Origin of the sequence: Klebsiella sp. CN_Kp104 (assembly GCF_040064515.1) — a bacterium.
Classification (GTDB): domain Bacteria; phylum Pseudomonadota; class Gammaproteobacteria; order Enterobacterales; family Enterobacteriaceae; genus Klebsiella; species Klebsiella aerogenes.
The window spans coordinates 207,040-232,767 of record NZ_JBEAII010000008.1 but is presented as its reverse complement, the minus strand read 5'-3'; the positions used below and the strand labels follow the sequence as shown (position 1 = coordinate 232,767).

At 56.8% G+C, this 25,728-nt stretch carries 24 protein-coding genes and 1 tRNA gene; 19 read left to right on the top strand and 6 right to left on the bottom strand.

The annotated features are described in order from the left end of the window. Window positions 1-23 precede the first annotated feature (23 nt). Window positions 24-1,145: a hypothetical protein gene (locus ABLU80_RS12215; RefSeq protein ID WP_047064444.1), complete on the top strand. Its 1,122-nt coding sequence runs from the start codon at window positions 24-26 to the stop codon at window positions 1,143-1,145. Window positions 1,146-1,169: 24 nt separating this feature from the next. Here the strand turns inward: ABLU80_RS12215 and ABLU80_RS12210 are convergent. Beyond that, window positions 1,170-1,244, bottom strand: a tRNA-Arg gene (locus ABLU80_RS12210). A 74-nt stretch (window positions 1,245-1,318) separates the two neighbouring features. Continuing rightward, window positions 1,319-2,230, bottom strand: coding sequence for a formate/nitrite transporter family protein (locus ABLU80_RS12205; protein WP_348850009.1), 912 nt, complete (start codon window positions 2,228-2,230; stop codon window positions 1,319-1,321). Between the two features lie 247 nt (window positions 2,231-2,477). On the opposite strand from ABLU80_RS12205, the gene mlaA reads away from it, so the two are divergent. Further along, window positions 2,478-3,239 (top strand): phospholipid-binding lipoprotein MlaA, encoded by a 762-nt coding sequence (mlaA, locus tag ABLU80_RS12200; RefSeq protein WP_015365533.1) that lies wholly within the window; start codon window positions 2,478-2,480, stop codon window positions 3,237-3,239. A 65-nt stretch (window positions 3,240-3,304) separates the two neighbouring features. On the opposite strand, the gene fadL is transcribed toward mlaA, so the two are convergent. Then, window positions 3,305-4,627: a long-chain fatty acid transporter FadL gene (fadL, locus tag ABLU80_RS12195; RefSeq protein WP_020078223.1), complete on the bottom strand. Its 1,323-nt coding sequence runs from the start codon at window positions 4,625-4,627 to the stop codon at window positions 3,305-3,307. Between the two features lie 371 nt (window positions 4,628-4,998). Here fadL and ABLU80_RS12190 point away from each other — a divergent pair, with 371 nt between their 5' ends. The 4 genes from ABLU80_RS12190 (at window position 4,999) to sixA (ending at window position 9,593) form a co-directional block, all read left to right on the top strand. Beyond that, window positions 4,999-5,283 (top strand): YfcZ/YiiS family protein, encoded by a 285-nt coding sequence (locus tag ABLU80_RS12190; protein WP_015706185.1) that lies wholly within the window; start codon window positions 4,999-5,001, stop codon window positions 5,281-5,283. Between the two features lie 159 nt (window positions 5,284-5,442). Beyond that, a complete protein-coding gene (gene fadI, locus ABLU80_RS12185) occupies window positions 5,443-6,753 on the top strand; it encodes an acetyl-CoA C-acyltransferase FadI (RefSeq protein ID WP_047080729.1) in 1,311 nt (436 codons plus the stop codon). Further along, entirely contained in the window at window positions 6,753-8,897 is a 2,145-nt protein-coding gene (gene fadJ / locus ABLU80_RS12180) for a fatty acid oxidation complex subunit alpha FadJ (RefSeq protein ID WP_230250222.1), read from the top strand. Before fadI ends, fadJ begins: the two co-directional genes overlap by 1 nt. Before the next feature lie 210 nt (window positions 8,898-9,107). Then, window positions 9,108-9,593 (top strand): phosphohistidine phosphatase SixA, encoded by a 486-nt coding sequence (gene sixA, locus ABLU80_RS12175; RefSeq protein ID WP_015365538.1) that lies wholly within the window; start codon window positions 9,108-9,110, stop codon window positions 9,591-9,593. A 25-nt stretch (window positions 9,594-9,618) separates the two neighbouring features. Here the strand turns inward: sixA and smrB are convergent, their stop codons facing one another. Beyond that, a complete protein-coding gene (gene smrB, locus ABLU80_RS12170) occupies window positions 9,619-10,170 on the bottom strand; it encodes an endonuclease SmrB (RefSeq protein ID WP_047044994.1) in 552 nt (183 codons plus the stop codon). Window positions 10,171-10,336: 166 nt separating this feature from the next. Between smrB and prmB the strand changes: the two genes are divergently transcribed. From prmB to ABLU80_RS12140, 6 genes are read left to right on the top strand one after another with little or no spacing between them, the layout of a single operon-like run. Then, complete coding sequence (gene prmB, locus ABLU80_RS12165) at window positions 10,337-11,269, top strand: 50S ribosomal protein L3 N(5)-glutamine methyltransferase (protein ID WP_032706267.1); 933 nt, start codon at window positions 10,337-10,339, stop codon at window positions 11,267-11,269. A 40-nt stretch (window positions 11,270-11,309) separates the two neighbouring features. Next, a complete protein-coding gene (gene aroC, locus ABLU80_RS12160; RefSeq protein WP_015365541.1) occupies window positions 11,310-12,395 on the top strand; it encodes a chorismate synthase in 1,086 nt (361 codons plus the stop codon). Window positions 12,396-12,398: 3 nt separating this feature from the next. After that, the gene (gene mepA, locus ABLU80_RS12155) at window positions 12,399-13,223 is read left to right on the top strand and encodes a penicillin-insensitive murein endopeptidase (protein ID WP_015706180.1); all 825 of its coding nucleotides are present in this window, start codon (window positions 12,399-12,401) and stop codon (window positions 13,221-13,223) included. Continuing rightward, window positions 13,223-14,032: a sulfite exporter TauE/SafE family protein gene (locus ABLU80_RS12150; protein WP_015365543.1), complete on the top strand. Its 810-nt coding sequence runs from the start codon at window positions 13,223-13,225 to the stop codon at window positions 14,030-14,032. The genes mepA and ABLU80_RS12150 overlap by 1 nt, the downstream gene beginning before the upstream one ends. Beyond that, window positions 14,032-14,580 carry an elongation factor P hydroxylase gene (locus tag ABLU80_RS12145; protein ID WP_230250221.1) on the top strand — a complete coding sequence of 183 codons (549 nt, stop codon included), beginning with the start codon at window positions 14,032-14,034 and terminating at the stop codon, window positions 14,578-14,580. Before ABLU80_RS12150 ends, ABLU80_RS12145 begins: the two co-directional genes overlap by 1 nt. Before the next feature lie 32 nt (window positions 14,581-14,612). After that, window positions 14,613-14,894: a YfcL family protein gene (locus ABLU80_RS12140; protein WP_015365545.1), complete on the top strand. Its 282-nt coding sequence runs from the start codon at window positions 14,613-14,615 to the stop codon at window positions 14,892-14,894. 110 nt (window positions 14,895-15,004) lie between these two features. Here ABLU80_RS12140 and mnmC read toward each other — a convergent pair whose 3' ends face one another. Then, a complete protein-coding gene (mnmC, locus tag ABLU80_RS12135) occupies window positions 15,005-16,993 on the bottom strand; it encodes a bifunctional tRNA (5-methylaminomethyl-2-thiouridine)(34)-methyltransferase MnmD/FAD-dependent 5-carboxymethylaminomethyl-2-thiouridine(34) oxidoreductase MnmC (RefSeq protein ID WP_230250220.1) in 1,989 nt (662 codons plus the stop codon). A gap of 158 nt (window positions 16,994-17,151) precedes the next feature. On the opposite strand from mnmC, the gene fabB reads away from it, so the two are divergent. Beyond that, a complete protein-coding gene (gene fabB / locus ABLU80_RS12130) occupies window positions 17,152-18,372 on the top strand; it encodes a beta-ketoacyl-ACP synthase I (RefSeq protein ID WP_015365547.1) in 1,221 nt (406 codons plus the stop codon). A 138-nt stretch (window positions 18,373-18,510) separates the two neighbouring features. Continuing rightward, window positions 18,511-19,686, top strand: a complete 1,176-nt coding sequence (locus ABLU80_RS12125; protein ID WP_015365548.1) for an MFS transporter — start codon at window positions 18,511-18,513, stop codon at window positions 19,684-19,686. Window positions 19,687-19,728: 42 nt separating this feature from the next. Here the strand turns inward: ABLU80_RS12125 and flk are convergent, their stop codons facing one another. Beyond that, on the bottom strand, window positions 19,729-20,712 hold the full coding sequence (flk, locus tag ABLU80_RS12120) for a flagella biosynthesis regulator Flk (RefSeq protein ID WP_020078229.1): 984 nt from the start codon (window positions 20,710-20,712) through the stop codon (window positions 19,729-19,731). Between the two features lie 109 nt (window positions 20,713-20,821). Between flk and pdxB the strand changes: the two genes are divergently transcribed. From pdxB to accD, 5 genes are all read left to right on the top strand, one after another. Then, complete coding sequence (pdxB, locus tag ABLU80_RS12115) at window positions 20,822-21,958, top strand: 4-phosphoerythronate dehydrogenase PdxB (RefSeq protein WP_015706175.1); 1,137 nt, start codon at window positions 20,822-20,824, stop codon at window positions 21,956-21,958. Window positions 21,959-22,020: 62 nt separating this feature from the next. Then, window positions 22,021-23,034, top strand: a complete 1,014-nt coding sequence (locus tag ABLU80_RS12110; protein ID WP_015365551.1) for an aspartate-semialdehyde dehydrogenase — start codon at window positions 22,021-22,023, stop codon at window positions 23,032-23,034. Continuing rightward, a complete protein-coding gene (gene truA, locus ABLU80_RS12105) occupies window positions 23,034-23,846 on the top strand; it encodes a tRNA pseudouridine(38-40) synthase TruA (RefSeq protein ID WP_015365552.1) in 813 nt (270 codons plus the stop codon). Before ABLU80_RS12110 ends, truA begins: the two co-directional genes overlap by 1 nt. A 51-nt stretch (window positions 23,847-23,897) precedes the next feature. Continuing rightward, on the top strand, window positions 23,898-24,557 hold the full coding sequence (locus ABLU80_RS12100) for a DedA family protein (RefSeq protein WP_015365553.1): 660 nt from the start codon (window positions 23,898-23,900) through the stop codon (window positions 24,555-24,557). 199 nt (window positions 24,558-24,756) lie between these two features. Further along, window positions 24,757-25,671, top strand: coding sequence for an acetyl-CoA carboxylase, carboxyltransferase subunit beta (gene accD / locus ABLU80_RS12095; protein WP_015365554.1), 915 nt, complete (start codon window positions 24,757-24,759; stop codon window positions 25,669-25,671). Window positions 25,672-25,728: the final 57 nt, after the last annotated feature.

Genomic DNA, 25,728 nt, shown 5'->3' with positions numbered 1-25,728 from the left:
CACCTATTGTGCGGATATGGAAGATGAGGCCATTACCTGAATATCCGCCTTACCAGGTTGCCAGCCCGCCATATGGTGTGCTCTGGTTGTCGGTAAGCTTGATAGTGGTGGTGTTCTCGGGAATCGGGGCGCTAATACTTCAGCCTGTTGGAAACGTTGTCGGCATAGTGTCATGCGGCAGTGCGATAGTGATGGTGATGCTGTGGATGCTTCGTCTCCTCTATTATCGGCTGTCGGTTCATTACGCTCAATACTATTACCGGCTGGTCAGTCAGTATCAGCAGGAGTGGTGGACAGAGCATCAGCTGCATTTTACGTTAAGTGACGTAGTGTTGCTTGGGCCGTCTGGATCAACGAATACGCATTGGTGGCGCCTGCTCAAACATGAACAGCGTCCCGCAGAGGTAAAAAACGAGGCGAACGGCAAGGCATTACGAGTTGCCCGTACCTTGGTTGAGCCTGCGCATGAACGCGAGGTACAGCTCGCGAAAATGCTGGTGCTGCAATGGAAGGAACAACGCCTCCACGCCGGGTTACCCGATTTACGGTGCTGTTACTGGCAGGGGTCGCGCCGCGCCTGGCAGGCATTTTGCGCTCAGATGCAGGCGGCATTTCCTACAGTCGGGTTGCCTGCTGAGCCACGGTTGTGGAGAGGCGAACAGAGCCTTGCGGAATTTGCTGCGATAAGCGACACCTTAGCGAGCAATGAAGCGATTCTGGTGGCCGGGTGCCACTCGCTAATGGCTTCCTTTTACTCGGTACTGCCAGCCGGCGAGTCGGCGGCATTATGGCTGGTTGGTAAGGGCGGCTCCGTCTGCCTCACTCGCGGTGAAGTGTACGATGTTACAGATAAAGAAACATTATCAGAGACTTGCTCTCGAGCGGAGCGGCAAATCGGGCTCGAAGAGGCACCTGACGCCTGCATACTGTTTGCGCAGCCTACGCTATCTGGCTGCGGCTGGAATATTACCCGCCATCGGCAGGATGCTTATTGGGGCAACTGTGGCGAGATGGAAATGTTAATTGTCATCGCGCTTGCCGCGATAAGTGCTGAGTATTTTCGCCGACCTTGTAGTTGGATAGCCCGCGATCCGCAACATACGCTGGCACTTGGGATTGTTAAACCGGGTGGGGAAGAGAATTGAAATAGCCGTAAGATGAGGTAAACATGGTGTCCCCTGCAGGAATCGAACCTGCAACTAGCCCTTAGGAGGGGCTCGTTATATCCATTTAACTAAGGGGACAAGGCGGCGGGATTATAGCGTTTTTTCCGCCGCCCGTTAAGCGCATTGCGATTAATTGCTTAATTTGCAGCCGTTTAGCCCTTTTTATCTGCTTCGGCCTTCGATTTGGCTTTCTGTTCCTGGGTCATGTCGTTGCGAATCTGGGCGTGGCTTAGCAGGGCGAAGATAAAGGTGCCGCCGCAGATGTTGCCGGCGAGGGTCGGCAGCGCGAAGGGCCAGATGAACTCCTGCCAGGGCAGGGCGCCGCTGAAAATCAGATAGAAAATCTCCACACTGCCGACGACGATATGCGTGGTGTCCGCCAGCGCAATCAGCCAGGTCATCAGGATGATGACGATGACTTTCGCCGAGCCGGCGGCCGGGAACATCCAGACCATTGTCGCCACCAGCCAGCCGGAAATAATCGCGTTGGCAAACATTTCGGTCGGCGTGTTTTCCATTACTTTCTGGCTGATGCTTTGAAACGCCTCACGAGTGGCGTCATCGAAAATCGGCATGATATTAAACGCCCAGGCGGCGATAGCCCCACCCAATAAATTACCTAATAACACCACGCCCCACAGGCGCAGCAATAAAGCAATATTACCGGCGCTGGGTTTATGCATAATCGGCAGCACAGCGGTGACGGTATTTTCCGTAAACAGCTGCTGGCGGGCGAGAATGACAATAATAAAGCCGAAGGTGTATCCCAAATTCTCCAGCAGATAACCGCCGGGCAGGGCGCCAAGGTGAACATGAAAAATCCCCTTGGCTACCAGCGAGGCGCTGATCGACAAACCGGCGGCAATTGCTGACCATAGTAGCGCCATGGCGTCGCGCTCGAGCTCCTTTTCACCCTCCTGGCGAATCACCTCATGGGTAGCCATTGCCTGCGAAGGTAGACGCTCTTCATCCACTTCTATTTTCTCGCCATGCTGTTTCTCTTCGCTTTCAACTTCTCGTTCATCGCTATCATGCATACTGGTGGGGGTATTTTGTCGGGTCATGGCTGCTCTCCCTTTGTATTTGTTACTAAGCGTAGAGAGAAATCAGCGCGGCGGCACAGGATATGCTCCTAAATTCAGCGCAATGGCAAGAATAGCAATACGAATATTGCAAAATATGTATAGAATCGGGGAGCAACAATTATGCCAAAGAAGGCTATGCTGAAAGCAGCTACCCAACGATAAAATGCTAATGGGGGCGCCGTCCCGGATGCCTCCAGCGATAGTCAGAATTAACAGGGAGACACCTATGAATTATCGCCTGTCGGCGCTTGCGCTTGGCGCCACATTGCTGGTGGGATGTGCCAGTTCCAGCACTGACGATCGGCCGCAGGGGCGTTCAGATCCGCTTGAAGGGTTTAACCGTACCATGTTCAACTTCAACTTTAATGTGGTTGATCCTTATGTACTGCGTCCCGTCGCCGTCGCCTGGCGTGATTATGTGCCGCAACCGGCGCGTAATGGTTTAAGCAACTTCACCAGCAACCTTGAAGAGCCGGCGGTAATGGTCAACTCCTTCCTGCAGGGCGATCCCTATAAAGGCATGGTGCATTTCACACGCTTCTTCCTTAACACTATTCTCGGGATGGGTGGCTTAATCGACGTCGCAGGTATGGCGAACCCGCAGCTGCAGCGCGTTGAACCGCATCGCTTTGGTAGCACGCTGGGCCACTACGGCGTGGGCTACGGCCCGTACGTACAGCTGCCGTTCTATGGTAGTTTCACCCTGCGTGATGAGGGCGGCGACATGGCCGATGGCCTGTATCCGGTACTCTCCTGGCTGACCTGGCCGATGTCCATCGGTAAATGGGCGGTCGAAGGGATTGAAACGCGCGCTCAGCTGCTGGATTCCGACGGCCTGCTGCGCCAGTCTTCCGATCCATACATCCTGATGCGTGAAGCCTACTTCCAGCGGCACGACTTTATCGCCAACGGCGGTAAGCTGACGCCGGCCGATAATCCGAACGCGCAGGCGATTCAGGATGAGCTGAAAGATATCGATTCGCAGTAATCCATGCGGGTCAGAAAAGAAAAAGGGTGAACATGATGTTCACCCTTTTTTATACCGTTGGCTTATCAGAAGCGGTAGTTGAAGTTCGCGCCGTACAGCCAGGCGGTACCTTCAGAACGGAAGGTGTAAGGACCTTCTTTAATTTCCACGTGCTGACCGTGCATGTAAGAGACACCAACATCCACTGAAGCATCTTTATTGAACGCGTAGGTGGTACCGGCGCTCAGCCACAGGCGATCCTGATCCGGGATAGAGATGGAGCGGGTGCCAGCCGGAATCGGGCTATCATCGAAGGCGATACCGGTACGGAAGGTCCAGTTATCGTCATAGTAATAGGTGGTACCCAGCGCGATGCGGTAAGCATCTTTAAAGCCTTCATCTTTATAGAACAGCGTCTGGCCATTGCTACCGGTGGCCTTCAGCTCCTGGAACTGGCTCCAACTGGTGTAGGTCAGGCTATAGTGAACTGCCCACTGCGGCGCGACGCGGTTATAACCCGACAGTTCCCACATCTCTGGCAAGTTGAGGGTCAGCGAGCCGTTAGTGGTACGGCCATCGGTACCGGCCGGTAAACCGAAGTTGCCGAGGATCTGGTTATACGCGGACGGCAGATCGCTCTTATAGTTGCCATCAAAGTCGATTTTAACTTCCGAGCGGTAGGTGAAACCATAGCGGTTGTTCTTATCCAGCTCATACAGGATACCGGCGTTCCAGCCGAAACCCCATTCGTTGCCGTTCAAATGCGCAATCTGAGTGTCGGCAGGGATCTGGCTGACCCTGCCCGCCAGCGCTGGCGGCAGTTTACCGGAACCGGCAACGATTTGTCCTAAATCACCTGCGTAGCGTTCGATTTTCGCTTTCGCGTACACCGCGTCAAAACCTAAACCAAAGCTCCAGTTGCTGTTCAGGCGATAGGCGCCGCTTAAATTGAAGTTAACGGTGGTGAGATCGGTTGTGCCGCCCATACTGCCGGCAGCATAGTTATCAGCAAATTCAGTCGCGAGACCGTAGTTAGAGGTGATAGATGCGCCCCAACCAAACTGATCGTTAATTGGCGAAACAAAGTGGAGGTTTGGTACCCATGCCGTTGGGGCAATATTGTCTGCATTCAGACTTTTACCGGTCGGCGAAGTACCAGAAACATTAACGTCCGGGTCGACGAAGACGGCGCCTGCCGACATTGTCGGCCGGTCAAACATCATGATTAACGCGGGGTTACGGCTGGCGTTGCCCGCATCGTCAGCGATTGCCCCTTCACCGGAATAGGCACGACCAAGGCCGGAAGCGGAGAATTCATTTAACTGGAATCCTGCTGACCAGGCTTGGGTTGAAACAAGTGCTACAGCCACTGCAAGGGCAGATTGGGTAAAGCGGGTTTTCTGGCTCATGCCCATAACCTCATTGAGTTATTTTTATTTAAACTATGTTACATGCCGTAACAGAAGCGCGAAGTGTAGGGTCTGCTTTACAACAGAGAAATCAGACCAGTGGCCTGAGTATAGGTCTGACCAGATGAGTTGTTGCAAGTTTGTTTATAAGATTTTTCAAGTGTGATAACAGAAACGCGATCCAGCTGGCAAAATTGCCCTGCTTCGTCATACCCAATTTGGGGCATTTTTGTTTTGGATCATTTTTAAGTGTGATTTCTGTCACTTAAGCGTTTTCCTGCCATTAACAACTGGAGGGGGCACGAGGGCGGGCGTAAAATAGGCGCATTATTTGTCTGGCACCGAAGGTGCATATACAGAGGAAATCTACGATGAGTAAATGTAGCGCTGATGAAACCCCGGTTTGCTGCTGTATGGATGTTGGCACCATTGTGGACAACACCGACTGCACCGCCTCCTACAGCCGTGTGTTTGCAAACCGCGCTGAAGCGGAAGCAACCCTCGCCGCGCTGAGCGAAAAAGCCCGCAATGTGGAATCTGAACCGTGCAAAATTAACTCGACGTTCACCGACGTTGATGGCGGCGTGCAGTTGAATATCGATTTTGTTTTTAGCTGTGAAGCGGAATCGCTGATCTTCCAGCTGGGGTTACGTTAAGCCTCTCTCTTAACGCCTCTTTCTTGAGGCGTTATCTTTTCTATTCAATGTGTTTTGGCTCCCACTTTTTCTCTTCCCCGATTGGCTTAATGTAAAAAATTAGTTAAGACTAGTTATCAGGTCAGACCACTTGGTTTTATCGGTTAACAGGGGAGAGTTATGAGTCAGGCATTACCGCTTATCACCCGTCAGGGCGATCGCATTGCCATTGTCAGCGGTTTACGTACCCCATTTGCCCGTCAGGCGACGGCGTATCACGGCGTTCCGGCCGTAGATCTGGGTAAAATGGTCGTCGGCGAAATGCTGGCGCGCAGTGAAGTTCCCCCGGAAGTGATTGAACAACTGGTCTTCGGCCAGGTTGTACAGATGCCGGAAGCGCCGAATATTGCTCGTGAAATCGTGCTCGGTACCGGCATGAATGTACATACCGACGCCTATAGCGTCAGCCGCGCCTGCGCCACCAGTTTCCAGGCGGTAGCTAATATTGCCGAAAGCCTGATGGCCGGCACGATCCGCGCGGGCATCGCCGGCGGCGCTGATTCCTCCTCCGTTCTCCCCATCGGCGTGAGTAAAAAACTGGCCCGCACCCTGGTGGATGCCAATAAAGCGCGCACCCTTGGCCAACGGCTAAAACTCTTTTCCCGCCTGCGCCTGCGCGATCTTTTACCGGTGCCGCCTGCTGTCGCGGAATACTCAACCGGCCTGCGGATGGGCGACACCGCTGAGCAGATGGCGAAAACCTGGGGCATTAGCCGTGAAGATCAGGACGCGCTGGCGCTGCGTTCACACCAGCTTGCCGCCCGCGCCTGGGAAGAGGGCAAACTGGCCAGTGAAGTGATGACGGCCTATGTACCGCCTTATCGCGAGCCGCTGGAGCAGGACAACAATATTCGTAAAAATTCAACCCTGGCGGATTACCAAAAGTTACGTCCGGCGTTCGATCGTAAACACGGTAGCGTCACGGCGGCAAACAGTACGCCGCTCACCGACGGCGCCGCCGCGGTGATCATGATGACCGAATCCCGGGCCAAAGAGTTGGGGTTAACGCCGCTGGGCTACCTGCGTAGCTATGCTTTCACCGCTATTGATGTCTGGCAGGATATGTTGCTGGGGCCGGCGTGGGCGACGCCGCTGGCGTTGGATAGGGCGGGAATTACCCTTGCAGACCTCACGTTGATTGATATGCATGAAGCTTTCGCCGCGCAGACGCTGGCGAATCTACAATGTTTAGCCAGTAATCGTTTCGCCCGGGAAGTGCTGGGCCGTTCACAGGCAACCGGGGAAGTCGATGCCAGCAAGTTCAACGTGCTGGGCGGCTCTATCGCCTACGGACACCCCTTTGCGGCGACCGGCGCGCGCATGATTACGCAGACATTGCATGAACTCCGGCGCCGCGGCGGCGGATTTGGTCTGGTTACCGCCTGCGCGGCGGGGGGTTTAGGTTCCGCTATGGTTCTGGAGGCCGAATAATGGAAGCTGCAACAGCTTTTACGCTTGAAATTCGCCCGGATAACATCGCCGTTATTACCATCGACGCGCCCGGCGAAAAGATGAATACCCTGAAAGCCGAGTTCGGCGGCGAGGTGCGGGCGATTATCCGCCAGCTCCGCGAAAATAAGGCGCTGCGCGGCGCCGTATTTATCTCCGCTAAACCCGACAACTTTATCGCCGGCGCGGATATCAACATGATTGCTCGTTGTACCAGCGCCGCAGAAGCCGAAGCGCTGGCGCGCCAGGGCCAGCAGATCATGTCCGAGATCCACGCGCTCTCTATCCCGGTGATTGCCGCCATTCACGGCGCCTGCCTTGGCGGCGGCCTGGAGCTGGCGCTGGCCTGTCATGGGCGAGTCTGTAGCGACGATGATAAAACGCGGTTGGGATTGCCGGAAGTGCAACTGGGGTTGCTACCGGGCTCCGGCGGCACTCAACGCCTGCCGCGGCTGATTGGCGTCAGTACGGCGCTTGAAATGATCCTCACCGGTAAACAATTGCGTCCGCGTCAGGCGTTGAAAGCCGGGCTGGTGGACGATGTTGTCCCGCAATCGATATTGCTGCGGACCGCGGTTGAGCTGGCGTTACAGGGGCGGCCGGCGAGCCGAACTGTACCGGTGCGCGAACGGGTACTTGCCGGGCCTCTGGGGCGTCAGCTGCTGTTCCGCATGGTGGCGAAAAAGACCCGGCAAAAAACGCAGGGTAATTACCCGGCGGCAGAACGTATTTTACAGGTGATAGAAAACGGACTGGCGCACGGCTGCAGCAGCGGTTACGCCGAAGAGGCGCGAGCGTTTGGCGAACTGGCGATGACGCCGCAATCGCAAGCGTTACGTTCTATTTTCTTTGCCAGCACCGATCTGAAAAAAGATCGTGGCGCCGAAGCTGACCCCGCTCCGCTGAATAGCATTGCTGTACTCGGCGGCGGCTTAATGGGAGGCGGAATTGCTTACGTCACCGCCTGTAAAGGCGGCCTGCCGGTACGCATAAAAGACATTCAGGCGAAAGGCATCAATCATGCGCTCAAGTACAGTTGGGATCTGCTGGATAAGCAGGTGCGTCGCCGCTATCTGCGCGCCAGTGAACGCGATCGTCAGCTGGCGCTGATTTCCGGCGCTACGGATTATCATGGCTTTGCCCATCGCGATGTGGTCATCGAAGCGGTGTTTGAGGATCTGGCGCTGAAGCAGCGGATGGTTGGCGAGATCGAACACTGTTGCGGGCCGCAGACGATCTTTGCTTCTAATACCTCATCGCTACCGATCGGCGAGATCGCCGCTCAGGCCGCGCGGCCTGAGAAGGTAATTGGTCTGCATTTTTTCAGTCCGGTCGAAAAAATGCCGCTGGTTGAGGTTATCCCGCACGCAACGACCGATGAGCAAACCATCGCCACGGTGGTGAAGCTGGCGAAGCTGCAGGGCAAAACGCCGATCGTGGTCGCGGATCGCGCCGGTTTTTATGTTAACCGTATTCTGGCGCCCTATATCAATGAAGCCATGCGCCTGCTGCTGGAGGGCGAGCCGGTTGAACATATTGATAATGCGTTGGTTAAATTTGGTTTCCCGGTTGGACCTATTCAGTTGCTGGATGAAGTCGGCATTGATACAGGCACTAAGATTATCCCGGTACTGGAGACCGCTTTTGGTGAACGTTTTAGCCCGCCTGCAAACATCATTGACGCGATTTTGAAGGACGATCGCAAAGGCAGAAAAAATAATCGCGGTTTCTATCTTTATGAGACAAAAAGGCGTAAAAGCAAAAAACGGGCTGACCCGGCTATTTACCCATTATTGGCTGTAGCAAGTCCGCAGGCGCGTTTGTCTGCTCAGCAGGTCGCTGAACGCTGCGTGATGATGATGCTCAACGAGGCGGCGCGCTGTTTTGATGAACAGATCGTACGTAGCGCGCGTGATGGCGATATTGGCGCCGTCTTTGGTATAGGTTTTCCGCCGTTTCTCGGCGGCCCGTTCCGCTATATGGATAGCCTCGGCGCGGGTGAAGTCGCCGCAATCTTGCAGCGTCTGGCCGCACAGTACGGCCCTCGTTTTTCTCCGTGCGACACCTTATTGCGCATGGCCGAGCAGGGGGCGACCTTTTGGCCCACTGGTGAACGGACGACCTAAGTTATGGTCAAAAGAAGGTAAATCCAACGTTGGCTGGCGCTGTTGATTGGCGGTTTTGTAAACAAATATTGACTATACTTACGCCATTGAGGTAAAAAACAGCGTTTCATTCGTTGGATGGATCAGGCACAATGCCCGGCCACCGGGTCGCCTGCGTATTGTTTACGCAGAGCGAGTTGCGGTGATTCTGGTTAACAAAAGCGGTGCAATATGCAAGTTTTTATCATGCGTCACGGCGACGCTGCCCTCGATGCAGCCAGTGACTCCGTTCGTCCATTAACCGTTTGCGGTTGTGACGAATCTCGTCAGATGGCAACCTGGCTGAAAGGTCAAAAAGTGGATATTGAGCGGGTGCTTGTCAGCCCTTACCTGCGTGCAGAGCAAACTCTCGACGTAGTAGGGGAGTGCATGAACCTGCCGAAAGATGTCGACGTGATGCCGGAACTCACGCCGTGCGGCGATGTAGGGATGGTTAGCGCTTATCTTCAGGCGCTGGCGAATGAGGGCGTGAAAACGGCGCTGGTCGTTTCACACCTGCCGTTGGTGGGGTACCTCGTCTCAGAGCTGTGCCCGGGGGAAACGCCCCCGATGTTTACTACCTCAGCGATTGCCTGCGTCACCCTCGACGCCGACGGCAAGGGCGAATTCAACTGGCAGATGAGCCCCTGCAATTTGAGAATGGCGAAAGCCATCTAAGGCTTTCCACCCTCGGAGCTTCCGCTTACGGAAGCTCCGGCGGCAACCACTCTTCAACTTCAATCAGTACCAATAGCGCGGCATCGCCGCCGTACTCTTTTGGTGCCTGATGGAACGCCATAATATGCGGATGTTGCGCCAGCCACAGCGGCGTTTGCTGCTTGAGGATGTGTTTGCCGTGTCCGTGCATCACGCAGGCGCAGAAGATATGTTCGCGGCGGCAGGCGGCAATCAGCGCGCCTAATTCTTGTTTTGCCTGCTGTTGGGTTAAACCGTGCAGGTCGAGAAACAGCTCCGGCGAATAGTCACCGCGGCGCAGCTTTTTCAGCTCAAAATGGCTGACATCCGCGCGCACGTACTTCATCGCGCCTTCCGTATTGAGCAACGGCTGAAACTCGTCGGAAAAATAGTGGCTGTTATCCACCTGTTCCTGCAGCAATCGCTTAGGCGGTACCTCGCTGAGCTTCTTGCGCTGCGGGCGGTGTACGATGGTGTCCTGTTTAATTTTCCGGGTGCCGGTCATTAGCTGGCGGAATAGCGCCTGATCCTCCGCGCTTAGCGGCGTTTTCTTTTTCATTGCCCAATCTCACTATTTCTTTTCGTTAGTTTACCCGACTCGCCCGCGCTTCAGGCAAGGAAAACCTATTTTTCCCCACTCCGGCTGCGCAAGAATGCTGATTTATCGCCGCCGTCGTGGCAAACTAGCCGCCGAATTTATAGCAGAGCGTGCCCTGGAGGATTGCGTGGATAAAATTTTTGTTGATGAAGCGGTCAATGAGCTGCAGACCATTCAGGACATGCTGCGTTGGGCGGTAAGCCGTTTTAGCGCCGCCAACATCTGGTACGGTCATGGCACCGATAACCCGTGGGATGAGGCCGTACAGCTGGTATTACCCTCGCTGTACCTGCCGTTAGATATACCGGAAGATATGCGCACCGCGCGCCTGACCTCCAGCGAAAAACATCGTATCGTCGAGCGCGTGATTCGCCGCGTCAACGAACGCATACCCGTCGCTTACCTGACCAACAAAGCATGGTTCTGCGGCCATGAATTCTATGTCGATGAGCGCGTGCTGGTACCGCGCTCGCCGATTGGCGAACTGATCAATAACCAGTTCTCCGGGCTGATAAATCACAAACCGCAGCATATTCTCGATATGTGTACCGGTAGCGCCTGTATTGCCATCGCCTGCGCCTATGCCTTCCCGGAAGCGGAAGTCGACGCTGTCGATATCTCCCCGGACGCGCTGGCCGTTGCCGAACATAACGTTGAAGAACATGGCCTGATTAACCAGGTTACCCCGATCCGCTCCGATCTGTTCCGCGATCTGCCGAAGCTGCAGTACGATCTGATCGTGACCAATCCGCCGTACGTTGATGAAGAAGATATGGCCGATCTGCCCGATGAATATGAGCATGAGCCGGTTCTGGGTCTGGCTTCCGGTAGCGATGGCCTGAAGCTAACGCGCCGCATTCTTGGCTGCGCGCCGGATTACCTCAACGACGACGGTATTCTGATTTGTGAAGTCGGTAACAGCATGGTACATCTGATGGAGCAGTACCCGGACGTGCCGTTCACCTGGCTTGAGTTTGATAACGGCGGTGATGGCGTCTTTATGCTGACTAAACAGCAGCTCATTGACGCTCGTGCGCATTTCGGCATTTATAAAGACTAAAAAAACAACACGCAAACATAACGAAAAGAATGGAGCCGTGATGGCAGGAAATACAATTGGACAACTCTTTCGCGTCACCACCTTCGGCGAATCGCACGGCCTGGCGCTGGGTTGCATCGTCGACGGGGTGCCGCCAGGCATTCCGCTGACCGAAGCTGACCTGCAGCACGATCTGGATCGCCGTCGCCCTGGGACATCGCGTTACACCACCCAGCGCCGCGAACCGGACCAGGTGAAAATCCTTTCCGGCGTCTTCGAAGGCGTGACCACCGGCACCAGTATTGGCCTGTTGATTGAAAACACCGATCAGCGTTCCCAGGACTACGGCGCGATTAAAGATCTGTTCCGCCCGGGTCATGCGGATTACACCTACGAGCAGAAATACGGCCTGCGCGACTATCGCGGCGGCGGCCGTTCGTCTGCGCGTGAAACCGCGATGCGCGTGGCGGCCGGGGCGATTGCCAAAAAATTCCTCGCGGCTAAATTTGGTATTGTGATCCGCGGCTGCCTGACGCAGATGGGCGATATTCCGTTGGCCATCAAAGACTGGGATCAGGTTGAGCAGAACCCATTCTTCTGCCCGGATCCGGATAAAATCGACGCGCTGGATGAACTGATGCGCGGCCTGAAAAAAGAGGGCGACTCTATTGGCGCGAAAGTGACCGTCGTGGCTGACGGCGTTCCTCCGGGCCTCGGCGAGCCGGTGTTCGACCGCCTGGATGCCGATATCGCCCACGCGCTGATGAGCATCAACGCGGTGAAAGGGGTAGAAATCGGTGATGGTTTTGAGGTGGTCAAACTGCGCGGCAGCGAAAACCGCGACGAAATCACCAAAGCCGGCTTCCAGAGTAACCACGCCGGCGGCATTCTTGGTGGTATCAGCAGCGGCCAGCAAATTGTTGCTAACATCGCGCTGAAGCCAACCTCCAGTATTACCGTTCCCGGTCATACGATTAACCGCTTCGGCGAAGAAGTCGAAATGATCACCAAAGGGCGTCACGATCCGTGCGTCGGCATTCGCGCGGTTCCGATCGCCGAGGCCATGCTGGCTATCGTGTTAATGGATCACTTTATGCGTCAACGCGCGCAGAATGGCGACGTGACAACATCAATTCCACGCTGGTAACCGATGAAAAATACCGTTATCGCACTGCTGGCGCTTTTGGCCAGCACCGCCAGCCTGGCGGCGACGCCGTGGCAGAAAATATCCCAGCCGATTAGCGGCAGCGCCCAGTCTATTGGCGCGTTTGCCAATGGCTGCATCGTCGGCGCCCAGCCGCTACCGTTGAACTCCCCTGATTACCAGGTGATGCGTACCGATCAGCGTCGCTACTTCGGCCATCCGGATCTCGTGCAGTTTATTCAGCGGCTGAGTTTGCAGGCGCACAATAAAGGTATGGGGACGGTGCTGATTGGCGATATGGGCATGCCTGCCGGCGGGCGTTTTAATGGCGGCCACGCTAGCCATCAGTCGGGTCTGGATGTTGATATTTTCCTGCAATTGCCGCAGACCCGCTGGACCTCCGCGCAACTGCTGAAACCACAGGCGCTGGATTTAGTCGCCCGTGATGGCAAGCGGGTGGTGCCGTCACTGTGGAGCCCGCAAATCAGCAACCTGATTAAAATGGCGGCGGAAGATAACGATGTAACGCGTATTTTCGTCAACCCGGCTATCAAACAGCAATTGTGCCTCGATGCTGGTAACGATCGCCAATGGCTACGCAAAGTTCGCCCGTGGTTCCAGCATCGCGCCCACATGCACGTGCGCCTGCGCTGCCCGGCGGGCAGCCTTGAGTGCGAAGATCAAGCGCCGCCGCCGGCTGGCGATGGCTGCGGAGCCGAGCTGCAAAGCTGGTTTGAACCGCCTAAACCTGGGTCAACCCCACCTGTGAAGAAGACGCCGCCTCCGCTGCCGCCTTCCTGCCAGGCGCTACTGGATGAGCATCTTCTCTAATGGATAGTTTTGTCGAACTGTTTATGGTGTCGCCAATGGTTTTGGTGGCGCTCTTTTTCGTCGCGATTCTGGCCGGATTTATTGATTCCTTAGCTGGCGGCGGCGGGTTGTTAACCGTCCCGGCGCTGATGGCGGCGGGTATGCCGCCCGCTCAGGCATTGGCGACCAACAAGCTACAGGCCTGCGGCGGTTCCATTTCCGCGACGCTCTACTTTATCCGTCGCAAGGTGGTAAATCTTGCCGATCAGAAACTCAATATTCTGATGACGTTTATCGGCTCGACGGCGGGGGCGCTGCTGGTGCAGCACGTGCAGTCCGATATTTTGAAGCAAATCCTGCCGCTGCTGGTGATCGGCATTGGGCTGTACTTTTTGCTGATGCCTAAGCTTGGCGAATCCGATCGTCAGCGTCGCCTGTATGGTTTGCCGTTCGCGCTGGTCGCTGGCGGCAGCGTGGGTTTCTACGACGGTTTTTTTGGCCCCGGCGCCGGTTCTTTTTATGCGCTGGCCTTTGTGACGCTCGCCGGGTTTAATCTCGCGAAATCCACCGCTCACGCCAAACTGCTAAACGCCACCTCCAATATTGGCGGCCTGCTGCTATTTATCATTGGCGGCAAAGTGATTTGGGCCACCGGTTTTGTGATGATGGCCGGGCAGTTTATCGGCGCTCGCGCCGGTTCGCGGCTGGTGCTGAGTAAAGGGCAGTCGCTGATTCGGCCGATGATCGTCATCGTCTCCGCGGTGATGAGCGCTAAACTTCTTTACGACAGCCACGGGGCTGAGATTTTGCAGTGGTTGGGAATTCACTAATGCAACAGCAACACCATTATCAGCAGTTAGTCGAGATCTTCGACAAGTGCTTCGCCGATGATTTTAATACCCGTCTGATTAAAGGCGACGACGAACCGATCTATCTTCCTGCAAATAGCGAAGTGCCCTATAACCGGATTGTGTTTGCTCACGGCTTTTACGCCAGCGCGCTGCACGAAATTTCCCATTGGTGTATCGCCGGCAAGGCGCGGCGCGAGCAGGTAGATTTTGGTTACTGGTACTGCCCGGACGGCCGCGATGCGATGACGCAAAGCAAGTTCGAAGACGTCGAGGTCAAGCCACAGGCTTTTGACTGGTTGTTCTGCACGGCGGCGGGATTTCCGTTTAACGTCAGCTGTGACAACCTCGAAGGCGACTTTGAGCCTGACCGCATCGCCTTTCAACGGCGCGTACATGCCCAGGTGATGGCCTATCTGGAGCAAGGGATCCCTGAGCGACCGGCACGCTTTATTCGCGCGCTGCAACAGTATTATCAAACGCCGCCGCTGACGGCAGAACAATTTCCGTGGCCGGAAGACCTGCACTAAAGCCACGTTCTACAAATGAAAGAGGAAAGACGATGATCGCGGAGTTTGAATCACGCATTCTGGCGTTAATTGACGATATGGTAGACCACGCCAGTGATGACGAACTGTTTGCTGGCGGTTATCTGCGCGGCCACCTGACGCTGGCGGTGGCTGAGCTGGAAGGGGAAGGGGAACATACGGCGCAGGCGATTAATGATAAAGTCGCCAGCAGCCTGGAAAAGGCCATCAGCGCGGGCGAACTATCGCCGCCGGATCAGATTCTGGTGCAAGGGATGTGGAATAACCTGTACCAGCAGGCGAAAAATCAGGCCTGATAAATGGTGTCATCCGGATGAGGCGTTAGCCCACATCCGGAAACTCTCCCCGGTCGCGCTGCGCCTACCGGGGCGACTAAACCCAGGTCGGGATAAGGCACAAGCCGGCGTTATTTTACCGCTTTTCCCTTCAGCAGTTTTCTTACCCACAGTCGATTCGGATTCAGCGCCGCGAGGGTTTCGCTATCCAGCGGTAGCGGTTCTTCACTCATCTGCGCGGCCAGCAGTTCGGCGCTCAATGGCGCGGTGCACAACCCACGAGATCCCAATGCCGCGAGCATAAACAGATTGTGATAGACCGGCGCGCTGCCGACATTTTCCTGCTGTTGGTGAAGCGTGGCGTACTGCGTCAACGTTTTCTCATAATCCGGAACGTTGCCCACCATCGGCAGGTGATCGCGGGTGGCGCAGCGTACGCCGCAGCGGGCTTCGTTGCCGCTAACATCCACCTCTTTTGCCCATGCCGCCTGCGGGAAACAATCAATCAGGCGCTGGCGATTCTGCCACTGATCTTCGGCGCTGAAATCGGTATCCGTCTTGCCGCGATGATAGCTGGCGCCGATACAGTGTTGCTGATTCTTGGGGTTTTGCGGCGTCAGATAGCCGTCATAGCATAACACCTGGCGCAGGGCGGAAAGCCCCGGCGCGGTGGGGATATGGCTGACCTGGCCGCCGACCGGATAAGCCGGTAACTGCCTGGTCTGGGCAAAATCAGTCAGGCGATGTCCGTTCGCCAGTACTACCGCCTGATGACGATGCTGCTGATTGAGCAACCAGCCGTCGCCATCCGCGCTGAGCGTTTCGACGGGATAACCGTAGTGGCTGCGTAGTCCCTGCGTCGCCGCCAGCGCCAGTAATTCTGCCGTCAACTGCTGCGGGCACAGCCAGCCGCCGGCCGGATAGGTGATACCGCCGCAGCCGGTATCAACGCCGGTCAGTTCAGCAACCTGCTCCGCCGTCACCGCGCAGGCGATCTCCGCCGGTAAATCTGAAGCCAGCATTTGGGCGATTTTCTGCGTGCTTTTTTCATCCCAGGCGAGTTGGGTTACGCCGCACCATTGATGATCAAATTCCACTGGCAGGGCGTCGTAGAGGCGGCGCGCGAAAGTAAACGCCGCCGGGAAAAAGCGCGCCAGCGAAGGGTCGTGCTGGCTTAATAGCGGATACAGCGCGCCCTGACGATTGCCGGATGCGCCGCTGGCGGGCGCATCGTCAGCGCAGTACAACGTCACCTGCCAGCCGCGACGCAGCAGCGCCAGCGAGAGCAGGGCGCTGGCGATACCGCCGCCGATCACCGCCGCTTCGCGCGATTGACTACCGCTGCGGGCAAACCATGGCGTCCGCGCGAATGTCGGAACGTCGGCGGTCAATTCACCGATTAGCATTTCGCGCTTGCGACCAAAGCCTTTGCGTTTTTGCATGCTAAAGCCGGCCTCCTGCAGCCCGCGGCGAACGAAGCCAGCGGAGGTGAAGGTCGCCAGCGTGCCGCCGGGGCGGGCCAGGCGCGCCATGGCGGAAAACAGTCCCGGCGTCCACATATCCGGGTTTTTCGCCGGCGCGAAGCCGTCGAGGAACCAGGCGTCGACCTGGCGGTTGAGTGAATCGTCAAGCTGGTCGGTGAGCGTGTTGATATCGCCAAACCATAAATCCAGCGTGACGCGGCCATCGTCGAGCAGCAGGCGGTGGCAGCCCGCGATTGGCAATGGCCACTGCGCCTGTAGCTGTTCAGCCCATGGCGCCAGTTCCGGCCAGTGCTGGTGCGCCAGGCGCAGGTCATCGGCCTTCAGGGGAAATTTTTCAAAACTGATGAAATGTAATCTTTGCAGCGTAGCCTGCGGATTATCGCGACGAAAAACAGCAAACGCCTGCCACAGCGTCAGGAAATTGAGCCCGGTGCCGAAGCCGCTCTCCGCGACGATAAATAGCGGGCGCGGGTGGGTTGGAAAACGGCTATCAAGCCGGTTGCCGTTGAGAAAAACGTAGCGCGTCTCTTCCAGACCGTTGTCATTAGAAAAATAAACGTCGTCAAAATCTCGGGAAACAGGTGTACCCTCAGCGTTGAATTCCAGGTTGGCGGGTTGTATGGCGTTTTGTTTCACGTAAGTTACTCGAATCACAAGGCGTAGCGCGATCTTAACGATGTGTGCCAGAAGGCGCAAATTTATACACAAAATGGCTGATCGGACTTGTTCGGCGTACAAGTGTACGCTATTGTGCGACTCGAAACTTAAAATAGTGCGACTTACAGAGGTATTGAATGAAACGTGCAGTGATTACTGGCTTGGGCATCGTTTCCAGCATCGGTAATAACCAGCAGGAAGTCCTGGCATCTCTGCGTGAAGGACGTTCAGGGATCACTTTCTCTCAGGAGCTGAAGGATTCAGGAATGCGTAGCCACGTATGGGGCAACGTCAAACTGGATACCACGGGCCTCATTGACCGCAAAGTAGTTCGCTTTATGAGCGATGCATCCATCTATGCTTATCTGTCCATGGAGCAGGCGGTAGCCGACGCAGGTCTGGCGCCGGAAGCATACCAGAACAACCCGCGTGTCGGCCTGATTGCAGGTTCCGGCGGCGGATCCCCGAAATTCCAGGTCTTCGGCGCCGATGCCATGCGTAGCCCGCGTGGTCTGAAAGCCGTGGGCCCATACGTTGTGACTAAAGCGATGGCTTCCGGCGTATCCGCCTGCCTCGCCACGCCGTTTAAAATCCACGGCGTCAACTACTCTATCAGCTCCGCTTGCGCCACTTCCGCACACTGCATCGGTAACGCGGTAGAACAGATTCAGCTGGGCAAACAGGACATCGTCTTTGCCGGCGGCGGCGAAGAGCTGTGCTGGGAAATGGCTTGTGAATTCGACGCCATGGGCGCGCTGTCCACTAAATACAACGATTCTCCGGACAAAGCGTCCCGTACCTATGATGCGAACCGTGACGGTTTCGTTATCGCGGGCGGCGGCGGCATGGTCGTGGTGGAAGAGCTGGAACACGCGCTGGCGCGCGGCGCGCATATTTATGCGGAAATCGTCGGTTACGGTGCGACTTCCGATGGCGCGGACATGGTTGCTCCATCTGGCGAAGGCGCAGTGCGCTGCATGCAGATGGCGATGCACGGCGTTGATACCCCGATCGACTACCTGAACTCCCACGGCACTTCTACTCCGGTAGGCGACGTGAAAGAGCTGGGCGCTATCCGCGAAGTCTTCGGCGACAACAGCCCGGCTATCTCCGCCACCAAAGCGATGACCGGCCACTCTCTGGGCGCCGCAGGCGTACAGGAAGCCATCTACTCTCTGCTGATGCTGGAGCACGGTTTTATCGCGCCAAGCATCAACATCGAAGAGATGGACGAGCAGGCTGCCGGCCTTAACATCGTCACCAAACCGACCGATGCTCAGTTGACCACCGTGATGTCCAACAGCTTCGGCTTCGGCGGCACCAACGCGACCCTGGTTATGCGTAAATACAGCGCCTAATTGGTTAGAGTCAGTACCAGGGGAGCCCGAGGCTCCCCTTTTTTTGACGTCTTGACAGCGCCTGGCGAGAGCAGGCAAATTGCTCGCCATCATTCCCATTCCATCTTCTCGCCTTGCTCTGCAAAACTGGGGTAACGCATGTCCGCAGCGACAAAAACGATAAACAACGCTTCAGAGAATCTCTCGCTATTTCGCATTACCTTTGCGGTTTTTCTGACCTATATGACCGTGGGGTTGCCGCTACCGGTTATCCCGCTATTTGTGCACCACGATCTCGGCTTTGGCAACACACTCGTCGGCGTGGCCGTCGGCATCCAGTTTCTCGCCACGGTATTAACCCGCGGCTATGCCGGGAGACTGGCCGATCAGTACGGCGCGAAACGCTCGGTGCTGCAAGGAATGTTGGCCTGTGCTCTGGCCGGCTGCGCCTGGCTGGCGGCGGCGCTGCTGCCGGTGCCGGTAATGGCCAAATTTGGCCTGCTGGTGCTGGGACGTTTGATTCTCGGCTTTGGTGAAAGCCAACTGCTGACCGGTAACTTAAGCTGGGGATTAGGGCTGGTTGGCCCGCGACGTTCCGGTAAAGTGATGTCGTGGAACGGCATGGCGATGTACGGGGCGCTGGCGGTGGGCGCGCCGCTGGGGCTGCTGATTTACAGCCGCTTCGGCGTGGCGGCGTTGGCCTGCGTCACGATGGCGCTGCCGCTGCTGGCGTGGGCGATTAACGGCACGGTCCGTAAAGTTCCCGCCCACGGCGGCGAGCGTCCTTCGCTATGGAGCGTCATCGGCATGATCTGGCGGCCGGGAATTGGTCTCGGCCTGCAGGGCGTCGGCTTTGCGGTGATCGGCACCTTTGTTTCACTCTATTTCGCCAGCCACGGCTGGGCGATGGCCGGCTTCACGTTGACCGCGTTTGGCGGCGCTTTTGTCCTGATGCGTATTCTGTTCGGCTGGATGCCGGATCGCTTTGGCGGCATTAAGGTGGCGATGGTATCACTGCTGATTGAAGCGATTGGTCTGACGCTGCTATGGCAAGCGCCGGGCGCCTGGGTGGCGCTGGCGGGCGCCGCTTTGACCGGCTGCGGTTGCTCGCTCATCTTCCCGGCGCTGGGTGTTGAGGTAGTCAAACGGGTTCCGGCCCAGGTTCGCGGCACCGCGCTTGGCGGCTATGCCGCGTTTCAGGATATCTCTTACGGCGTCACCGGCCCGCTGGCTGGTCTGCTTGCCACCTCGCTTGGCTATGCTTCCGTGTTCCTTGCCGGGGCGATTTGCGCGGTATTGGGCATTGGTGTCACTTTACTGACGCTGCGTAAGTAATGGCATCATGGCGGCGTTCTGGCCGCCATGATTGTTTTTAGCTTACAGCACCAGCCACAGCAGAATAATCACCACCAGCAGGGCAATCGCCACCGTCCACGCTTTTTTGCTATACACCGCATGGGGGGCGGGCAGCGGCTCGACCGGAGTAATTGCCATTGTCGCCTGGGCGCGGGCCACGCGTAGCGCAAAGACCTTATTTAATAGCGTTAGCACCTGCGGGCTGGTTAAGGTCGTCGTGGGCGTCACCTGCCAGCTGCTTTGCGCGAAATCGGCGATTTTCTGCCACTCCTGCGCTTCCAGCGGTTGCTTGAGCGCTGCCTGCAGCGAATTCATCGTCGGCGCGGTTTGCGCGCTCAGCGTTTGTCGCGCCTGCAGCCAGTACGAGAGCGGGGTGAAGTGGGTGGCGGGGATCAGTTCGCCGGATTTCACGCCGCACAGCTCAAGCATTGATTGCCAGATAAGCTTGCTCGATTCGCCGGTTGCGGCGGCCAGTTTGGTCACTAGCTGATTCAGGGTGTTATGTTCCGCCGGCAGCAAAGGGCGCAGCGTCGGCGTACGCTGCTGCGGCTGCGGGATCGCCAACTGGCCGTTTTGCAGCAGATGCAGCACGTTTTCCAGCTGCGCCTGGGTCAGCGCATGCAGCACGGTTTGACCGTAATTCTGGCGGATATAATCGCTCACCGCCTGACGGTTATTTCCCTGAGTCAGCAGTTCGCTGAGCTGGGCGAGAATTTGCCGATGGTGGTGGTTTTGCTGAGCGATACTTAAGCGCTGATTCAGGTTGCTCTCAGCCGCGCTGAAATGGCTCGCCAGCAGCGGCGTGTCGCCTTTCAGACCCAGATCGTGCTTCACGCAGGCCCACACTTCGGCGTTTTGCTGCGATGTCAGCGTCACCAGACGCGTTATCAGCCGCTCCAGAACGGTGCGTTGCTGCATGGTGAGCGCGTTTGGGCCCACGGCGGATGCGCCGGATGGGCCAGTCCCCGGAGGGCGATCGGACATACCTGAAACGGGTGGTGTCATGATGAATCCTTACCGTAGTGCTGTACTTAAGCCGGGTGATGATGTTCCTGGCGGCCAGATTATGGCACACTTCCCCGGTTTACTCTCGTTCTCAGACAGGTACTGAACCGTGAAAATCCTCGTTGATGAAAATATGCCCTATGCGCGTGAGCTTTTTAGCCGTTTGGGAGACGTGCAGGCCGTTCCCGGTCGTCCCATTCCGCAGGAAGCGTTAACCGACGCCGACGCGCTGATGGTGCGTTCCGTCACTAAGGTGAATGAAGCGCTGCTCTCCGGTAAGGCAATTAAGTTTGTCGGCACCGCCACCGCAGGCACCGATCATGTCGATCAAGCGTGGTTACAGCAGGCGGGGATTGGCTTTTCCGCCGCGCCGGGCTGTAATGCGATCGCGGTGGTGGAGTATGTTTTCTCGGCGCTGCTGATGCTCGCCGAGCGCGACGGATTCGCGCTGGCTGATCGTACCGTCGGTATCGTCGGCGTCGGCAACGTTGGCGGGCGTTTGCAAAAACGTCTGGAAGCGCTGGGAATTAAAACATTACTCTGCGATCCGCCGCGCGCCGATCGTGGCGATGAAGGCGACTTCCGCAGCCTGGACGAGCTGGTGCAGCAGGCGGATGTCCTGACTTTCCACACGCCGTTGTTTAAAGACGGGCCGTATAAAACGCTGCATCTGGCCGATGAAGCGCTGATTAGCCGCCTGCAGCCGGGGGCGATCCTGATTAACGCCTGCCGTGGCCCGGTGGTGGATAACGCGGCGCTGCTCAAGCGCTTGCAGGCCGGGCAGCAGCTGAGCGTGGTGCTTGACGTCTGGGAACCCGAACCGGATCTGAATACCGAGTTGCTGGCGCGTGTCGATATCGGTACCTCGCATATCGCCGGTTATACCCTTGAAGGCAAAGCGCGCGGCACCACCCAGGTTTTTGAAGCCTATAGCGCGTTTATTGGCCATCCGCAGCAGGTGGCGCTGGATACGCTACTGCCGGCGCCGGAATTTGGCCGCATCACTCTGCACGGCCCACTCGATCAGGCGACGCTGAAAAGGCTGGTCCATTTGGTGTATGATGTGCGCCGCGATGATGCGCCGCTGCGTAAAGTGGCAGGCATTGCCGGTGAATTCGACAAGCTGCGCAAAAATTATCAGGAACGCCGCGAATGGTCTTCCCTGTACGTACAGTGCAGCGATGAAAAAGCAGCGACGCTGCTGCGTCAGCTCGGTTTTAATGCCGTACATCATCCTGTTCGTTAATATCTTCTTAATGCCCCTGTCGGATAATCCGGCAGGGTCGCTATTTTCTGGAGTACACCACCATGTCTGAAGGCTGGAATATTGCCGTACTGGGCGCAACCGGCGCCGTAGGCGAAGCCCTGCTTGAAACCCTTGCTGAACGCCAGTTTCCGGTAGGCGAAATTTATGCGTTGGCGCGCAATGAAAGCGCGGGCGAACATCTGCGTTATGGTGGCAAATCGGTCATCGTGCAGGACGCCGCCGACTTTGACTGGACCCAGGCCCAGTTGGCTTTCTTCGCCGCGGGCGTCGAAGCCAGCGCGGCGTATGTCGAAGAAGCCACCAACGCCGGTTGTCTGGTTATCGATCTTAGCGGCCTGTTTGCGCTGGAGCCGGACGTGCCGCTGGTGGTGCCGGACGTCAACCCGTTCGTGCTCGGCGACTACCGCAACCGTAACGTGATCGCGGTGCCAAACAGCCTGACCAGCCAACTGCTGACGGCGCTGAAGCCGCTGATCGATGATGGCGGCCTGTCGCGTATTACCGTTACCAACCTGCTGTCTGCCTCGGCGCAGGGGAAAAAAGCGGTCGATGCGCTGGCGGGGCAGAGCGCGAAACTGCTGAACGGTATTCCGATTGATGAAGACGATTTCTTTGGGCGCCAGCTGGCTTTCAACATGCTGCCGATCCTGCCGGATCGCGAAGGTAGCGTGCGCGAAGAACGACGTATCGTCGATGAAGCGCGCAAAATTCTCCAGGATGACGGCCTGATGATTTCCGCGAGCGTCGTGCAATCGCCGGTCTTCTATGGCCATGCGCAGATGGTGAATTTTGAAGCGTTGCGTCCGCTGGCGGCGGAGGAGGCGCGCGACGCCTTTACCCGTGGCGAGGATATCGAGCTTTCCGAAGAGGGCGAGTTCCCGACGCAGGTCGGCGATGCTTCCGGAAATGCGCGTCTGTCTATCGGTTGCGTGCATAACGATTATGGCATGCCCGAGCAGATTCAGTTCTGGTCGGTGGCCGATAACGTCCGCTTTGGCGGCGCGCTGATGGCGGTGAAAATCGCCGAGAAACTGGTTCAGGAGTATTTGTACTGATGTCTGAACCACAGCAGCAGCCGGTGTATAAAATCGCGTTGGGCATCGAGTACGACGGCAGCAAATACTACGGCTGGCAGCGGCAAAACGAAGTGCGCAGCGTGCAGGAAAAGCTGGAAAAGGCGCTGTCGCAGGTGGCGGCCGAACCAGTACACGTATTCTGCGCCGGGCGTACCGACGCCGGTGTTCACGGTACCGGCCAGGTGGTGCACTTTGAAACCCGCGCTCAGCGTAAAGACGCCGCGTGGACGCTGGGCGTAAATGCGAATTTACCTGGTGACATCGCCGTGCGTTGGGTGAAGCATGTTGCGGACGATTTTCACGCCCGCTTCAGCGCGACGGCCCGTCGTTACCGCTACGTCATCTATAATCATCGCCTGCGCCCGGCGGTGTTAAGTCAGGGGGTGACGCATTATTACCACCCTCTGGATGCCGGGCGGATGCATCGCGCCGCGCAGTGTTTAATTGGCGAGAATGACTTCACCTCGTTTCGCGCGGTGCAATGTCAGTCGCGCACGCCGTGGCGTAACGTGATGCATATCAACGTGACCCGTCACGGAGCTTATGTGGTGGTGGATATCAAAGCGAACGCTTTTGTTCATCATATGGTTAGGAATATCGTCGGCAGCCTGATGGAAGTAGGCGCCGGAAACCAGCCAGAGAGCTGGATTGCAGAACTGCTGGCGGCGAAGGACCGGACTCTGGCTGCCGCGACGGCGAAAGCGGAAGGATTGTATCTGGTGTCGGTGGATTATCCGGCCCATTTCGACCTGCCGGTGATGCCGATGGGCCCGCTGTTTTTGGCGGACTAATATCAGCGCCCCCGTAACAGGGGGCGGTTGTCACTAAAGGCTAAGACAAATATGGACCTGATTCATTTTTTGATTGATTTCATCCTGCATATTGATGTGCACCTTGCGGAGCTGGTCGCACAGTATGGCGTCTGGGTTTACGCCATCCTGTTCTTGATTCTGTTCTGCGAAACCGGCCTGGTGGTGACGCCGTTCCTGCCCGGAGATTCTCTGCTGTTCGTCGCCGGCGCGCTCTCCGCGCTGCCAACTAACGATCTCAACGTACACCTGATGGTCGCGCTGATGGTCATTGCCGCCGTTGTTGGCGATGCCCTGAACTACACCATCGGTAGATTGTTCGGCGAAAAGCTGTTCAGCAATCCGAACTCGAAGATTTTCCGTCGTAGCTATCTCGACAAAACCCATACCTTCTATGAACGCCACGGCGGCAAAACCATCATCCTCGCGCGTTTTGTGCCGATCGTCAGAACCTTTGCGCCGTTTGTGGCGGGAATGGGTCACATGTCCTATCGTCATTTTGCGGCGTACAACGTGGTTGGCGCGCTGCTGTGGGTACTGCTGTTCACCTACGCCGGGTATCTGTTCGGTGATTTACCGATCGTACAGGAAAACCTGAAGCTGCTGATCGTGGCGATTATCGTCCTGTCGGTACTGCCTGGCGTTATCGAAGTGATTCGTCACCGCCGGGCGGCGGCAAAGCAGGCTAAATAAGCGCTTAGCGGCATTCTCGCCGGGCGTTGCTATGACGTCCGGCGCGCAAAGTGTGAGCGGTTCGACCACTTTTTTATCCCATGTTACGGGATGTTATGATTTAATGTGCAACATTCATGGTCTGTGAGGGGCAAAAGTGGCATTATGCGCCCCTTGCGACAAAACTGGCATCGACCAGGTTCAGGTAGAAAGGTTATCAATGAGCTGGATTGAACGAATTAAAAGCAATATAACCCCCACCCGTAAGGCAAGTATTCCTGAAGGTGTATGGACCAAGTGCGACAGCTGCGGTCAGGTACTGTACCGCGCAGAGCTGGAGCGCAACCTGGAGGTTTGCCCTAAGTGCGATCACCACATGCGTATGTCGGCGCGCAACCGCCTGCATAGCCTGCTGGACGAAGGTTCTCTCGTGGAACTGGGTAGCGAGCTCGAGCCAAAGGATGTGCTGAAGTTCCGCGATTCGAAAAAGTATAAAGACCGTCTGGCCTCTGCACAGAAAGAGACCGGCGAGAAAGACGCGCTGGTGGTGATGAAAGGCACCCTGCACGGCATGCCTGTCGTGGCGGCGGCATTTGAATTCGCCTTTATGGGCGGTTCGATGGGTTCCGTTGTTGGCGCGCGTTTCGTCCGTGCGGTTGAGCAGGCGCTGGAAGACAACTGCCCGCTGATCTGCTTCTCCGCCTCCGGCGGCGCCCGTATGCAGGAAGCGCTAATGTCGCTGATGCAGATGGCGAAGACCTCCGCGGCGCTGGCGAAAATGCAGGAGCGCGGTTTACCGTACATCTCCGTGCTGACCGACCCGACTATGGGCGGCGTCTCCGCGAGCTTCGCAATGCTGGGCGATCTGAATATCGCCGAGCCAAAAGCGCTGATCGGCTTCGCCGGTCCTCGCGTTATCGAGCAGACCGTGCGTGAGAAGCTGCCGCCGGGATTCCAGCGCAGTGAGTTCCTGATTGAAAAAGGGGCGATCGACATGATTATCCGTCGTCCTGAAATGCGTCTGAAATTAGCCAGCATTCTGGCGAAACTGATGAACCTTCCTTCGCCGCAGGCCGATGCGCCTCACGAGGGCGAGGTGGTACCACCGGTACCGGATCAGGAACCAGAGGCCTGATAATGCAGAGGGCAGGGCCGACAGGCGCTGCCCTTTTTTTTACCGTTAACTCTCGCG

Coding starts and splice junctions, on each gene's coding strand:
- ABLU80_RS12215 (WP_047064444.1), top strand. CDS start 24: ATGAGGCCATTACCTGAATATCCGCCTTACCAGGTTGCCAGCCCGCCA.
- ABLU80_RS12205 (WP_348850009.1), bottom strand. CDS start 2,230: ATGACCCGACAAAATACCCCCACCAGTATGCATGATAGCGATGAACGA.
- mlaA (WP_015365533.1), top strand. CDS start 2,478: ATGAATTATCGCCTGTCGGCGCTTGCGCTTGGCGCCACATTGCTGGTG.
- fadL (WP_020078223.1), bottom strand. CDS start 4,627: ATGAGCCAGAAAACCCGCTTTACCCAATCTGCCCTTGCAGTGGCTGTA.
- ABLU80_RS12190 (WP_015706185.1), top strand. CDS start 4,999: ATGAGTAAATGTAGCGCTGATGAAACCCCGGTTTGCTGCTGTATGGAT.
- fadI (WP_047080729.1), top strand. CDS start 5,443: ATGAGTCAGGCATTACCGCTTATCACCCGTCAGGGCGATCGCATTGCC.
- fadJ (WP_230250222.1), top strand. CDS start 6,753: ATGGAAGCTGCAACAGCTTTTACGCTTGAAATTCGCCCGGATAACATC.
- sixA (WP_015365538.1), top strand. CDS start 9,108: ATGCAAGTTTTTATCATGCGTCACGGCGACGCTGCCCTCGATGCAGCC.
- smrB (WP_047044994.1), bottom strand. CDS start 10,170: ATGAAAAAGAAAACGCCGCTAAGCGCGGAGGATCAGGCGCTATTCCGC.
- aroC (WP_015365541.1), top strand. CDS start 11,310: ATGGCAGGAAATACAATTGGACAACTCTTTCGCGTCACCACCTTCGGC.
- mepA (WP_015706180.1), top strand. CDS start 12,399: ATGAAAAATACCGTTATCGCACTGCTGGCGCTTTTGGCCAGCACCGCC.
- ABLU80_RS12150 (WP_015365543.1), top strand. CDS start 13,223: ATGGATAGTTTTGTCGAACTGTTTATGGTGTCGCCAATGGTTTTGGTG.
- ABLU80_RS12145 (WP_230250221.1), top strand. CDS start 14,032: ATGCAACAGCAACACCATTATCAGCAGTTAGTCGAGATCTTCGACAAG.
- ABLU80_RS12140 (WP_015365545.1), top strand. CDS start 14,613: ATGATCGCGGAGTTTGAATCACGCATTCTGGCGTTAATTGACGATATG.
- fabB (WP_015365547.1), top strand. CDS start 17,152: ATGAAACGTGCAGTGATTACTGGCTTGGGCATCGTTTCCAGCATCGGT.
- ABLU80_RS12125 (WP_015365548.1), top strand. CDS start 18,511: ATGTCCGCAGCGACAAAAACGATAAACAACGCTTCAGAGAATCTCTCG.
- flk (WP_020078229.1), bottom strand. CDS start 20,712: ATGACACCACCCGTTTCAGGTATGTCCGATCGCCCTCCGGGGACTGGC.
- ABLU80_RS12110 (WP_015365551.1), top strand. CDS start 22,021: ATGTCTGAAGGCTGGAATATTGCCGTACTGGGCGCAACCGGCGCCGTA.
- truA (WP_015365552.1), top strand. CDS start 23,034: ATGTCTGAACCACAGCAGCAGCCGGTGTATAAAATCGCGTTGGGCATC.
- ABLU80_RS12100 (WP_015365553.1), top strand. CDS start 23,898: ATGGACCTGATTCATTTTTTGATTGATTTCATCCTGCATATTGATGTG.
- accD (WP_015365554.1), top strand. CDS start 24,757: ATGAGCTGGATTGAACGAATTAAAAGCAATATAACCCCCACCCGTAAG.